This is a genomic window from Acidiferrimicrobium sp. IK (genome assembly GCF_025499425.1).
In the GTDB taxonomy this organism is placed as follows: Bacteria; Actinomycetota; Acidimicrobiia; order Acidimicrobiales; family Palsa-688; genus Acidiferrimicrobium.
The window spans coordinates 227,671-240,029 of record NZ_JAIMCB010000009.1 but is presented as its reverse complement, the minus strand read 5'-3'; the positions used below and the strand labels follow the sequence as shown (position 1 = coordinate 240,029).

At 67.2% G+C, this 12,359-nt stretch carries 10 protein-coding genes and 1 pseudogene; 7 read left to right on the top strand and 4 right to left on the bottom strand.

Features of this window, described 5'->3' with window-relative positions; all coding sequences use genetic code 11:
* Positions 1-161: 161 nt before the first annotated feature.
* Complete coding sequence (gene tnpC, locus K6U06_RS16375; RefSeq protein ID WP_262323026.1) at positions 162-1,484, bottom strand: IS66 family transposase; 1,323 nt, start codon at positions 1,482-1,484, stop codon at positions 162-164.
* A 65-nt stretch (positions 1,485-1,549) separates the two neighbouring features.
* Here tnpC and K6U06_RS24785 point away from each other — a divergent pair.
* Positions 1,550-1,891 (top strand): annotated as a pseudogene (locus tag K6U06_RS24785) (AMP-binding protein); the annotation flags it as partial.
* Positions 1,892-2,040: 149 nt separating this feature from the next.
* Here K6U06_RS24785 and K6U06_RS16370 read toward each other — a convergent pair.
* On the bottom strand, positions 2,041-2,955 hold the full coding sequence (locus K6U06_RS16370) for an IS110 family transposase (RefSeq protein ID WP_262323033.1): 915 nt from the start codon (positions 2,953-2,955) through the stop codon (positions 2,041-2,043).
* A 480-nt stretch (positions 2,956-3,435) separates the two neighbouring features.
* On the opposite strand from K6U06_RS16370, the gene K6U06_RS16365 reads away from it, so the two are divergent.
* Positions 3,436-4,740: an adenosylmethionine--8-amino-7-oxononanoate transaminase gene (locus K6U06_RS16365; RefSeq protein WP_262323025.1), complete on the top strand. Its 1,305-nt coding sequence runs from the start codon at positions 3,436-3,438 to the stop codon at positions 4,738-4,740.
* A 59-nt stretch (positions 4,741-4,799) separates the two neighbouring features.
* Here the strand turns inward: K6U06_RS16365 and bioD are convergent, their stop codons facing one another.
* Together bioD and K6U06_RS16355 are read right to left on the bottom strand one after the other, a co-directional pair.
* The gene (gene bioD / locus K6U06_RS16360; protein ID WP_262323024.1) at positions 4,800-5,489 is read right to left on the bottom strand and encodes an ATP-dependent dethiobiotin synthetase BioD; all 690 of its coding nucleotides are present in this window, start codon (positions 5,487-5,489) and stop codon (positions 4,800-4,802) included.
* On the bottom strand, positions 5,486-6,619 hold the full coding sequence (locus K6U06_RS16355; RefSeq protein WP_262323023.1) for an aminotransferase class I/II-fold pyridoxal phosphate-dependent enzyme: 1,134 nt from the start codon (positions 6,617-6,619) through the stop codon (positions 5,486-5,488). Before K6U06_RS16355 ends, bioD begins: the two co-directional genes overlap by 4 nt.
* A gap of 119 nt (positions 6,620-6,738) precedes the next feature.
* Here K6U06_RS16355 and bioB point away from each other — a divergent pair, with 119 nt between their 5' ends.
* The 5 genes from bioB to K6U06_RS16330 all read left to right on the top strand — a co-directional run bounded on the left by bioB (position 6,739) and on the right by K6U06_RS16330 (position 12,332).
* Positions 6,739-7,731, top strand: a complete 993-nt coding sequence (gene bioB / locus K6U06_RS16350; RefSeq protein WP_262323022.1) for a biotin synthase BioB — start codon at positions 6,739-6,741, stop codon at positions 7,729-7,731.
* Between the two features lie 268 nt (positions 7,732-7,999).
* Positions 8,000-9,631 carry an AMP-binding protein gene (locus tag K6U06_RS16345; RefSeq protein ID WP_262323021.1) on the top strand — a complete coding sequence of 544 codons (1,632 nt, stop codon included), beginning with the start codon at positions 8,000-8,002 and terminating at the stop codon, positions 9,629-9,631.
* Positions 9,624-10,667: a phosphate acyltransferase gene (locus tag K6U06_RS16340; protein WP_262323020.1), complete on the top strand. Its 1,044-nt coding sequence runs from the start codon at positions 9,624-9,626 to the stop codon at positions 10,665-10,667. Before K6U06_RS16345 ends, K6U06_RS16340 begins: the two co-directional genes overlap by 8 nt.
* Position 10,668: 1 nt before the next feature.
* On the top strand, positions 10,669-12,030 hold the full coding sequence (locus K6U06_RS16335) for an acyclic terpene utilization AtuA family protein (protein ID WP_262323019.1): 1,362 nt from the start codon (positions 10,669-10,671) through the stop codon (positions 12,028-12,030).
* Positions 12,027-12,332: a hypothetical protein gene (locus K6U06_RS16330; RefSeq protein WP_262323018.1), complete on the top strand. Its 306-nt coding sequence runs from the start codon at positions 12,027-12,029 to the stop codon at positions 12,330-12,332. Before K6U06_RS16335 ends, K6U06_RS16330 begins: the two co-directional genes overlap by 4 nt.
* Positions 12,333-12,359 lie beyond the last annotated feature (27 nt).

Below are 12,359 nucleotides of genomic sequence, written 5' to 3'. Positions count from 1 at the left end.
ACCTCCGCACGGCGAGATGGCCCAGGTAACGGTTCGCCAGATCGTCGACCGGACCACCCCCGCCAAGACGGTGACCGCCATCCACAACAACAACCTTGAGTCCCATGAGCGTGCTCCTCGAAGTCGAGTATTCAACTCCGCCGGCAGCCCGTGGTGGACCCTCAGGCCGCTACGCGGAGACCGAGCCCCGAAGGCCGGTAAACCGATATTTTGACCATGCGCAGGTCGCGCTCCGCCGCGTTGTTGTCGAATGGCAGAGTGAGGTCGCGTGTGTAGGCGAGGAACAGGTCGCGGTGCTCGGCCAGCGCGACGGCGAGGTTCCGGGCGTCCTTGTTCGTCCCGTAAAGCTTGGTGCCTGGCGTCGGCGGTGGCGCGGCGCCAGCCGCTTGGTCGCACAGGTCGTTCCAACGTCGGCGGATCTTGCGCCGCTGGTATTGGCTGAGCTGGTGTTGACCGCCGACGCGGGCGGCATCGGCGATCTTTTTGGTCTCGGTGATGAGTTCGATGAACCCCCTCGCCCACTGCCGGTGGCGGTCGTTGCCGAGCAGCTCGTTGAGCGAGCGCAGGATGTGGGCGTTGCACAACACATGGGACCGGCCGTAGCCGAAGTACATGGCCAGGCGATCATGAACGATGGTGCCGGCGTAGTCGCCCAGCGGCCCGGCCTCGACAGTCGCCTTGTTACGCCGGCCGACATGCAACATGGTCACCAGCGCGGTGCACCACACGTGCACACACAGCGCGGCCTTGCCGGAGCGCACCGAGGTTTCATCGGCGTGCACCACCGGCGCCGCTGCCAGCTGGGCGGCGACCACCGCCAGGAACCCAACCAGCGCATCGGCGGCTTCGCGCATCCAGTTGTCCAGGGTCCCTGTCGACACCGACACGCCGAACAGGTCAGCCAGCGCCTGGGCGCAACGTTCCCGAGGGAGGTGCTGGGAGCACATCAAGTAGATGGCATGGGCCTTGATCGACGGCCCGTAGCAGGCCGGCGCGGTCGCCTCTGGCGGGAAGGCGGCGGCCGTCTCGCACCCGCAGGTGCAACGGCGGCGCTCCACCCGGTGCTCGGTCACTACCACCGTGGGGTCGGGGACGTCGAAAACCTGCCTGGACGAGGTGGCGACTACCTCGGCGTCATCGAGCGGGCGTTCGCAGCCGGCGCAGCGGTCCGGGCGGTGGACGACCACCACGTCGGGGTCGGCCACCTGCGCCAGGGTGTGGCCCGGCGTGCCGGGCTGCTTGCCCTGCTTGCGGCCCATCGCCCGCCGGGCGGCCCGGTTGGCGTTCTCCGGTCGGGCCGACTTGGCCGAACCAGGATCACTGGAGGGAGGCTTGGAAGAGTTGGACGAGTCCCGGCGCAGCAGCTTCTCGAGCTCCGCCACCTTGCCCGCCAGCGCCGCCACCTGCTCGTTCAGTTCAGCCACCCGAGCCCGCAACGCCAGGTTCTCCGCCTCCAGTTCGGCGGTCCGGGAGTCAGCGTCCACGTCATCGTTCTACAACTACCCGCGCGGATCGTGGTGGATGATCGCGCGCTCCGCGCGACTACCCCCTGACTGGTTACACCCACCCCTCCGCGGCAGCGGCCAACCTATCAAGCCTGAAGGTGATCTATTACTCTGGCGCGCCGATATCGCCGACCGCGCTGTCCAAGGCGATGGAGGTATTCGGGCCGATCTTCCTGCAGGGCTACGGCTCGACCGAAGGCGGCACCGTTTACAATACGATCCTTTATCCCGACGAGCACGTCCGCGCACTCGAGCACAACCCCGAGCGCCTGTCCTCATGTGGACGGCCGGTCCCCTTTTTCGACGTCCGTCTCGTAGACGACGATGGCCATGAGGTGCCCGTCGGTGAGATGGGCGAGATATGGGTACGTGGCGACGCGGCCTCCGTGCGCTACTGGAACCAGCCTGAGGCGACCGCTCAAGCCTACGAGGACGGATGGTTCAAAATGGGAGACCTCGCCATCCGTGACCCCGAGGGGTACATCACCATCGTCGACCGTAAGAATGACATGATCGTGAGCAGCGGCCTCAACGTCTACCCTCCGGGACTGTCCGGAAAATCAACAACCGTGAACTGCCCTGGGTTTGTCGGAGGCTGGGTTGTCACACAGCGACACCGGTTGGTGGGGCTGGCAGGGTTTGACGGTACAGGTTTTCGTACTCGACCGGCGTGGTCCCGGCCCAGGTCGTGGACGGCGAAAGGGGCGCACGCCGCCTCGATCCGCTCGCTGATCGCCTTGATATCTGCTTCGAGGTCCTCGACGTGGGTCAGCATCCGCTCCAACAAGAAGGCGTGATGCTCACGGAAGCGGGAGGTCAACGCCTTGCGCAGGGCGGGCAGCTTCGCCCGCAGCTTGCCCCGGGCCAGCTCGGCGAGCGCCTCGGGATCGGCGCTGCCCGCGATCAACGCGCGCATCATGTCGCGCCCGGAGGCGCCCATCACGTCGGTTGCCACGCTGGACAGCTTCACGCCGGCGTCCTCGAGGGTCTTGTGGATCCGGTTCACTTCCGACGAGCGCTCGTTGGTGAGCGCCTTGCGATACCGGGTCAGATCCCGCAGTTCGCGGATCGGCACCGGCGGCACGAAACTGCCCCGCAGCAGCCCGCGAGACAGCAGCAACGCGATCCACGCGGCGTCGATGGTGTCGGTCTTGCGGCCGGGCACGTGCTTGATGTGCGCGGCGTTGACCACCATCACGGCGAATGCGTCCTCGAGCAGGTAGTAGACGGGCTTCCAATACACCCCGGTCGACTCCATCGCGACGTCGGTCACCCCCAGTCCGCCCAGCCAGTCACCGAGCGCCAAAAGATCCGGGACCGTCGTGCCGAACGTCTCGATCAGCCGGTTGGTCTTGCCGTCATCGCCGGGCACCCGGGCGCAGACCACCACCTCCGCTTGGCCCACGTCGATCCCCGCACAACGCTCGATGAGGACATCCAGCTCCTCCACCTGCGGCTTGGTCCTGGCCACCTCCACCTCCCTGATCGCTCGCGGCGCCGCCTGCAGGAGGGCCCGTCACGATCAACGAATCTGACCGTCGCGCTCGATGGCAGCAGTCCGAGGTGCCGACCGGGCCCCCGCGCCATACTGATCTACGGGCTCCTGGCACCAAGACGAAGCCGGCGTCACAGCAGACGACCCCCACAGCATTTCATGGTCCGCAGGAGGCCGCCACAGGCGGCCATGAGCTACTGATCTGAACCGAGTAGTTCCGGTCCGCCAGATAGCCCAAGTACTCAACCTGCGGGTGGCGCTGGTCGCCCTGGCCGGCCCTTCCCCGGCTCGTCCACCGCCTCGCGGGGGCGGGATCCGAGCAACCCACCGCGACGGCCACGGAGGAGCAGAGTAGGCAAGCCGCCGCCCCGGGGCCGGACGGGCCTCCCCGGGCCAGGCGATCGAGGGTGGCGGGGCGCCTGGCAGACTGCCCCCGTGGACGTCTCGGACCTGACTGCTGGCGACCTGATTGCCCGCGACCGCGGGACGGTGTGGCACCCGTACGCTCCCATGCCCGCGGCGCTGGCCCCGCTGGAGGTGATCGGCGCGCAAGGGACCCGCCTACGTCTGGCCGACGGCCGGGAGCTGGTGGACGGCATGTCGTCGTGGTGGGCGGCGATCCACGGGTACCGCCACCCGGTGCTCGACGACGCGCTACGGGCCCAGCTCGATGCGATGGCCCACGTGATGTTCGGAGGCCTCACCCACCGGCCGGCGGTGGAGCTGGCGGAGCTGCTGGTGGACATCACCCCCGGCGGCTTGGGTCACGTCTTCTTCTGCGACTCGGGGTCGGTGTCGGTCGAAGTGGCGATGAAGATGGCGCTGCAGTACTGGCTCGGACGGGGCCGCCCCGCGAAGCACCGCCTGGTCACGGTGCGCTCCGGATACCACGGTGACACCCTCGGGGCGATGGCGGTGTGCGACCCGGAGACGGGAATGCACCACATGTTCAGCGCGTCCCTCCAGCAGCAGCTGTTCGCGCCGGCGCCGACGCCGCGCTTTGGGGAAACCTGCACCGGCGAGGACCTCGAACCGCTGGCCGCGCTGCTCGCCGACCACCGGGAGGAGGTGGCGGCGGTGATCCTCGAGCCGGTGGTTCAGGGCGCCGGCGGCATGCGCTTCTACGCCCCGGGCTACCTCGCCGGCGTCCGGGCGCTGTGCGACGAGCACGGCGTGCTGCTCATCGCTGACGAGATCGCCACCGGCTTCGGACGAAGCGGCGAGCTGTTCGGCTGCGACCACGCCGGCGTCGCGCCCGACATCATGTGCGTGGGCAAGGCGATGACCGGCGGATACATGTCGATGGCCGCCACGCTTTGCACCCCGGAGGTGGCCCACTGGGTGAGCCACGCCGAATCCGGGGCCTTGATGCACGGGCCGACCTTCATGGGCAACCCTCTAGGGTGCGCGGTGGCGCTGGCCTCGATCCGGCTCCTCCTCGACGGGCCGTGGCAGTCACGAGTCGGGGGTATCGAGGCCGGGCTGCGGGAAGGCCTGGCGGCCGCGGTGGGGCTGCCCAACGTGGTCGACGTGCGGGTGCTCGGCGCCATCGGTGTCATCGAGCTGGAACAGGCCCTGCCGATGGCCGCGATGCAAGAGACGTTCGTCGCACGCGGCGTGTGGCTTCGACCCTTCGGGCGGTTGGTCTACGCCATGCCGCCCTACGTCGCGTCCGACGACGACGTCGCCCGCATCGCCGGGGCGATGGTCGCGGTGGCACGCGACGTCGGTCCCGCCTGACCCGCCGGCGGCGTCGGCCAACAGGCCAACACCCAGCGCCGGCAGAAACCCAGCTGCTGTCAGAGATCCAGTTGCCTGGGCTCGGTCACCACCCGGTACCCGTCGCGCTCGACCAGCCAGTCCCGGTTGCGGACGTGCAGGTCGTCACCGGGGTCGTAGCGGTTGAGGACGACGATCACGTCGAGGGGGGCCAGGGCGGCCAGTGACAGGCGGACCGCGTTGATGGTCCCCAGCCCGGCGTCGGCGACGAGGACGGTCAGATCGGGCCGCAGCAGCCGGGCGAAGGTCGCGCCGTCCGCGTCGTGGGCGAGCGGCGAGCGCACCCCGCCGGCGGTTTCGACCAGCCCGAGCTCGGTCCCCGGCGCCCACTGCAGCTCGTCGAGGAGGTCAGCGACGGCGATCGGCGGCCGGCCGAGCGCGTCGGCGGCCATCGGCGGCGCCATGGGCAGCGGGTACCACCGGTGGGCTGGGCAGACCGCGAGGCGGTCCTCTCCGGTTGCCTCGGCGAGGAGGTCGGCGTCGGTCGGCTCGAGCGGCGCCCCGGAGCGGTCGGCGTCGAACGACTGGGCCGGTTTGCGGACCGCGACCCCGACACCACCCGACCGGCCGGCCGCGACCAGACCGGCGGCTGCCTCGCGGGTGACCCACGTCTTGCCCACCTCGGTGCCGGTCCCTACCACCGCCACCAGCCTGGCCGGCCTGCCGGCGGGTCCGGTCCGGTGGGCGGGTCCGGTCTGGTGGTCGCTCACGGCGTCACGCCCAGCCCGGCGAGGGCCTCCTGGAGGCGGTCGATGTCCTCGTCGGTGTGCGCGGCGGACATGGCCACCCGGAGCCGGGACGTTCCGGCGGGCACGGTGGGGGGCCGGATCGCCGGGACGAGCAGGCCGCGCTCGAGGAGGGCGGCGGCCGCGTCCACGGCCCGGTCCTCGCCGCCGAGGACGATCGGGATGATCGGCGATGGGTGGCCGGGCCGGACCCGGTCGATCGCCGCCCGGAGCCGGCCGACTAACCCGTCGCCCTCCGGCGAGCGCACGACGCGCAGCGCGGCCAGCGCCGCCGCGGCGTCAGCCGGCGAGAGGCCGGTGGTGAAGATGAACGACCGGGCCCGGTTGACCAGCAAGTCCACCGCCGGCGTGGACCCCGCCACCCACCCGCCGAGAGCGCCGAGCGCCTTCGACAGGGTGCCCACCCGCACGACATCGGGTCCCTCCCCGGCGGCCGGCACGGCGCGGTGCCCGTCGAGCACCGCGTGGGCGTCGTCGACGACGAGCAGAGCGTCGTGGCGGGCGCACACCCGGGTGAGCTCGACGAGGGGGGCGACGTCGCCGTCCATCGAGAAGACGGAGTCAGTGACCACCAGCCGCCGGCCGCCGGGGGCCGAGGTGGCGGCGTCGATCAGCAGCCCGTCGAGGTGGGAGGCGTCGCAGTGGCGGTACACCCGGATCGACGACCGGCTGAGCCGGCAACCGTCGATGATCGAGGCGTGGTTGAGCTCGTCGCTGAAGACGGTCACGTCCGGGCCGCCGAACGTGGCCATCACCCCGACGTTGGCGGTGTACCCGCTCGAGAAGACCAGAGCGGCGTCCGTGCCCGTCCAATCGGCGATCTCCGCCTCGAGCTCCTCGTGCACCGGCCGGGTACCGACGATCAGGCGGGAAGCGGTGGCGCCGGTACCCCACCTGGCCGCGGCGGCCCCAGCCGCGGCCACCACCGCCGGATGAGCGGAGAGGCCCAGGTAGTCGTTGGACGCGAACGACACGACGGCCGCCGCACCCATCCGACCTGCCGGCCCGAAGCCGTCGAAGGTGCGGGTCTGACGCCACCGCCCGGCGCTGCGCACCTCGTCGAGCTGCGAATCGATCCACTCGCGCCAGACCACGGCGGGTCACCATGGCACCCGCCTCCCGCCGCAGTCCATTCGCGCCGGTCCGTCCGCGACGGGCGGGCCCCCCGACGCAGGTTTGTGCCGGTCCGGACGGCACGGACAGACTCTCTGCGATGGTTACCCTCCGCCACGACTGGACCGTCGACCAGGCCGAAGAGCTGATCGGGCGACCGTTCCACGATCTGCTCTTCGAAGCCCACGCCGCGCACCGCGAGCGGTTCGACCCTCACGTCGTCGAGGCGGCCATCCTGCTGTCGGTCAAGACCGGGGCGTGCCCCGAGGACTGCGCTTACTGCCCTCAGTCGGCGAAATGGAACACCGACCTCAAGCCTGAGCGGCTCATGGCCCCCGACGACATCGTGGCCGCGGCCCGCCAGGCCCAGGCCGCTGGCGCGACCCGCTTTTGCATGGGGGCGGCGTGGCGGTCACCGACGGACCGCCAGGTGGGCGAGGTGGCCGCCGCGGTCGAAGCGGTCAAGGCTCTCGGGATGGAGACCTGCGTGACCCTCGGGATGCTGGCGGCGGGCCAGGCGCAGCGGCTGGCCGACGCGGGCCTGGACTTCTACAACCACAACCTGGACACCTCGCCGGAGTTCTACGGTGAGATCATCACCACCCGCACCTACGGCGACCGGCTCGAGACGTTGGCCAACGTCCGAGACGCCGGCGTGAAGCTGTGCTGCGGGGGCATCGTCGGGATGGGCGAGAGCCGGCGGGACCGGGCCGGGCTGCTGGTGCAGCTGGCCCGCCTCGACCCGCACCCCGAGAGCGTGCCGATCAACCTCCTCGTGCAGGTCCCGGGGACGCCGCTGTTCGGCGCCGAGGACCTCGACCCCCTAGAGCTGGTCCGAACCGTCGCCGCGGCCCGGCTGATGATGCCCGGCTCCGTCGTGCGCCTGTCCGCGGGGCGGGCCCAGATGACCGACGAGCTGCAGGCCCTTTGTCTCCACGCCGGCGCCAGCAGCGTGTTCCTCGGCGACAAGCTTCTCACCACGGCCAACCCGGGCGAGGACCACGACCGGGACCTTCTGTGTCGCCTGGACACGCAGACCGCCACGCCAGAGCGGACCGGACGGCTCGAGCCGAGCGCTTCGCCGCTCGGCTGACGTCGGGCCTTCCGGCCCTACCCGGTGCCGGCCCCGGCTCATACCGTCCAGGGCGTGACCGCCAAGGACCATCCCGTCGGCGACGTCGAACGGCGGGCCATCTCCGCCGAGCTGGTGGCCCTCGCCGCGCTCATGCAAGCGGGTCGCGCTTGCGTCCGGTCGGCTTGACTTGAAGGTCAACCAGGAGTAGGATTTTCGACCAGCAATCGAATGGCTGTATAGTCGACAGAACAGAGCGGTGCCCGTAATGAATGCCTCCGATACCCTGGTGGACCGTCTCGTCGCCGCGCGAGAGCACAATTCCCAACGAGAAGCGGTTGTCTGCTATGAAGACGACGGCAAGCGGGTGCGGCGCCTGACCTACGACCAGCTCTACTTGCAGGCCGTGGAGATCGCCAAGGGGTTGAGTTCGCGGGGCATTGGTCATGGAGACCACGTCGTGGTATGGCTGCCAAACAGTATCGAGTGGGTGCTGTTCCAGCACGCTACCGCGATGCTCGGAGCTGTCTTCGTGCCAGCGAACTCCTTCTATCGGCAGTCCGAGTTCGAGTATCTGCTTCGGCAGTCTGATTCGGTGGCTCTGATCTACACTCCGCGATTCCTCAATGTCGACTACGAGCAAACCCTTCAGAATCTGTTGCCTAAGTTAGACGGCTCCGATGCCGGCGGCGACGGTCGATTTGACCGGTTTCCGATGCTGCGGGACGTAGTCTGCGTGGGGGACCGCAGTCTGACCGGAGTCATCACGCTCGACGAGCTGGTAAATGCCGGGCGCTCCCTCAGTGACGAGGAGATTCTCAAGCTCGCAGCCAACGTCAAGCCCAGCGACACGCTCATGATCATGTACACCTCGGGCACCACCGGGGAGCCGAAGGGTTGTCTGCTGTCTCACGCGAATCTCCTGGAGAACGCGTGGCACTTCAGCGAGGCAATGGAGCTTGATGACGACAGCAGGTATCTCATTCCAATTCCGTTCTTCCACAACGGTGGTTGTGTTCTTGGCCTGCTGAGCGCTCTACAAAGGGAATCCACGCTGATCTCCATGGACCGTTTTGTTCCTCCCCTAGCCCTGCGCATCTTGGCTGAGGAAAACTGCACTCATACTGGGGGCGTGCCTACCATCTACATCACGATGCTGCACGATTCGAGCCTTCAGGATTTGGATTTCAGCTCATTGAGGATGGCGTTCATGGCGGGCGCGCCGTGCCCTGTCGAAACGTGCAAGGCGGTGGAGGAGGCCTTCGGGCTGACGCTGATCATCGGACTGGGCATGACCGAGAGTTCGCCGCTGATCAGCATTTCCAGCCGGACCGATCCCCTCACCCAGCGAGTTGGCTCTGTGGGCCGCCCCAAGGGATGTGAAGCCAAGGTCATCGACCCAGCCACTGGGGACGAAGTGGCACCAGGAGTGGATGGCGAGCTATGTACTCGAGGGCCCAACGTCATGCAGGGCTACTACAAGATGCCTCGGGAGACGTCCAAAGCGATCGACGAGGACGGCTGGTTACACACCGGGGACATGGTCAGGCGGGACACAGACGGCTTTTATTACATCACGGGTCGGCTGAAGGACCTGTACATCGTCGGGGGGGAGAACGTTGCTCCAGCGGAGGTAGAAGCGTTTATGCGGACTCACCCTGCCGTCCAAGACGCCTATCTCGTCGGCGTGCCGGATGAGAAGTACGGGGAGGTGGGCCTTGCGGTGGTCCAGCTGAAGGAAGGTCATGAGGCGACCGAAGCGGAACTGATCGATTACTGCCGTGGACGGCTCGCCAGTTTTAAGGTGCCTCGCTACGTTCAGTTCGTCTCCGAGTATCCCCTGACCCCGGCGGGCAAGGTCAAGAAATTCGTGCTTCAGCATCAATATGTCGAAGCCCTAGGGATCAAAGCGGGTGAATAAGGCTGGGGTCGCTCCCCATGGAATAGGCACCGCATGGAGGGACGTCAAGAACGTGTCCTCGTCGACGCGGGTCCTATTCTTCGAGGGTGAGGACACGCGGATGCTGAGAGCTGCTATCGCCGCGGGGGACGTGGGGTTGTGTCGTCCGGTGGTGTTAGGTCGCGTGTCTGAGATGTTGATCACTGCCCGCAGTCTCGGCCTGGACCTCAGCGCAGTCGAAATGCTCGACGTGAATGACGAGGTGTTGCGCGACAACCAGCTCGACGAATTCGGGCGCCCTGCCATAGAGGCGGGTTTCGACACTGAGTTCCTGTCGACTCGTGCCAATGCGAGTGCGATGCTCGTCCGTTCCGGATGGGTCGACGCGGCCATCGGAGGGGCTCGGACGAGCAGCGCGGACATGCTCCGTGCCGGAATGTCATATATCGGAGTGGCGCCGGGGCGAACCACCGTCAGTGGTGCCGTCTTCCTCGACACCCAGCGGCCGGACGTCGGGTCGGGGGGCACGCTCGTCTTCGCCGACGCTGTCGTAACTCCCATGCCAACGGTGGAGCAACTCGTGGATATTGCTGCTGCCACGGCCCAGTCATGGCGGTCGTTGATGCGGACCGAGCCACGGATTGGGTTCCTGTCGTTTTCCACCAAGGGCAGTTCCAAATCCCTGCACGTAGATCGGGTACGGGAGGCACTTCGTCTGTTCCAGCGGTCTTTCCCCGACGAAGTCGTGGACGGGGAGCTGCAGTTCGACGCGGCCGTGTCTGGTGCCGTCGCCGCTCGGAAATCCGCATCAGGAGCGGTGGGAGGCTCGGCGAATGTTCTCGTATTCCCGAGCCTCGACTCGGCCAACATCGCCTACAAGGTAGCGGAACAGCTTGGGGGTGCCCAAGCACGAGCCTTCCTGCAAGGCCTCGCTCGGCCATTCGCAGACGTCTCACGCGGATGCAGTGTGGACGACATCGTGACCACTGTTGGAATGCTGCTATACGTGCTACAGGACCGAGAGGCCCCGGGAGCCCACTATCATGAGGAGAGATGAATTGAAGACGGTCAGGGTTGCGAACGGGCAAGCCTTCTGGGGCGACAGCCCCTCGGCACCGGTCGCCCAGGTTAGAGGTGGCGACATCGAATACCTGACTCTAGATTACCTGGCGGAAATCACCATGTCAGTGCTCCGGAAGCAGTATGAGCGCGACGCGACTGCCGGGTACGCCAAGGATTTCGTCGGGCTGATGTCCGAGATCATGCGAGAGTGCATAGAACGAAATATCAAGGTAGTAGCCAACGCGGGCGGGATAAATCCGGAAGCTTGTGCACGGGCCCTGCTCGAAGTTGCCGAGGAACAAGGAATCCGCGGTCTGCGCGTCGGTGTTATCACGGGCGACGACATCATGGGGCAGTTGGACGACCTACTCGGGGGCGGGGTATCCCTCCAAAACATGGAAACTGGTGAGCAGTTCGACACGGTCAGAGACCGGATAGCTAGCGCGAACGCGTATCTGGGGGCCGAGCCAATCGCACGCGCTCTCGCCGAAGGGGCGAACGTCGTGATCACCGGACGTTGCACCGACCCCGGACTCGTGCTGGGCCCGCTGATGCATGAGTTCGGTTGGCAATGGGACGATTGGGACCTACTCAGCGCGGGCACCATCGCCGGCCACATCATCGAATGCGGGGCCCAGGCCAGCGGCGGGAACTTCCAGGGTGGTTGGGAGAAGATGCCCGACCTGGCCCATGTCGGCTACCCGATCATCGAGGCTCGAGCCAACGGCACCTTCATCGTCACCAAGCACTCCGGCACCGGGGGAGCCGTCACGACCGCGACCGTGACCGAACAGCTGCTGTACGAGATCGGGGACCCCACCGCGTACCTGTCGCCCGACGTGACGGCGGACTTCACCAGTATTCGACTGCGCGAGGTAGGTGAGGACCGCGTCGAGGTGTCAGGGGCGCAAGGCAGCTCACCGACCGACTCGCTTAAAGTGTCGATGGCCTATCCGGATGGATTCCGGGGTTCCGGGATGATCACCTGGGCCTGGCCGGACGCGATCGCCAAAGCGGAGTTGGCGGATTCCATCCTTCGGACCCGGTTGGACGAACTAGGCCTATCGTTCCGTCAGATCCGCACCGATCTCGTCGGCTACAACTCCGTTCACGGCCGTCTCACGCCGCCAGCATCGGATCCGTCGGAGGTCGTCTTGCGGGTCTCGGTGTGGGCGGACGACGACCGTACGGTACGCAGGTTCGCGGCCGAGATCGCTCCTTTAGTAATGGGCCCGCCTGGGTTCACTGGCCTGCTGGCCGGCGGTCGGATTCAGCCGAGCCGCGTGATGGCCTACTGGCCGGCTCTGATCCCCAAGAGTGCGGTCCATCCTCAGGTGACTATTAGGGAGCGCGCATGAGACTTATCGACATCGCACATGCTAAGTCCGGAGACAAGGGCGACTCCGTCAATATTGGCCTCATCGCACGAGATCGCTCGCATTATGCGCTGCTCGAGCGAGAGGTGACCGCCGATCGCGTGGCGGAGCACTTTGCGGGTATCTGCCTCGGCGAGGTTCGGCGGTACGAACTGCCGAACCTCGGGGCGCTCAATTTCGTTCTGGAGTCTGCGCTCGGCGGAGGAGGGACGGCTTCGCTGCGGGTGGACGCTCAAGGGAAGGCAATGGGTGAGGCGCTACTACTGATGGAGATCGATGCCTGAACGGCTGGGCGCTCAAATGCTGGGTTG

Bases quoted from the DNA above. Each gene is read 5' to 3' on its own strand.
- K6U06_RS16330 (WP_262323018.1), top strand. From the start codon at position 12,027: ATGAGACTTATCGACATCGCACATGCTAAGTCCGGAGACAAGGGCGAC.
- bioB (WP_262323022.1), top strand. From the start codon at position 6,739: ATGGTTACCCTCCGCCACGACTGGACCGTCGACCAGGCCGAAGAGCTG.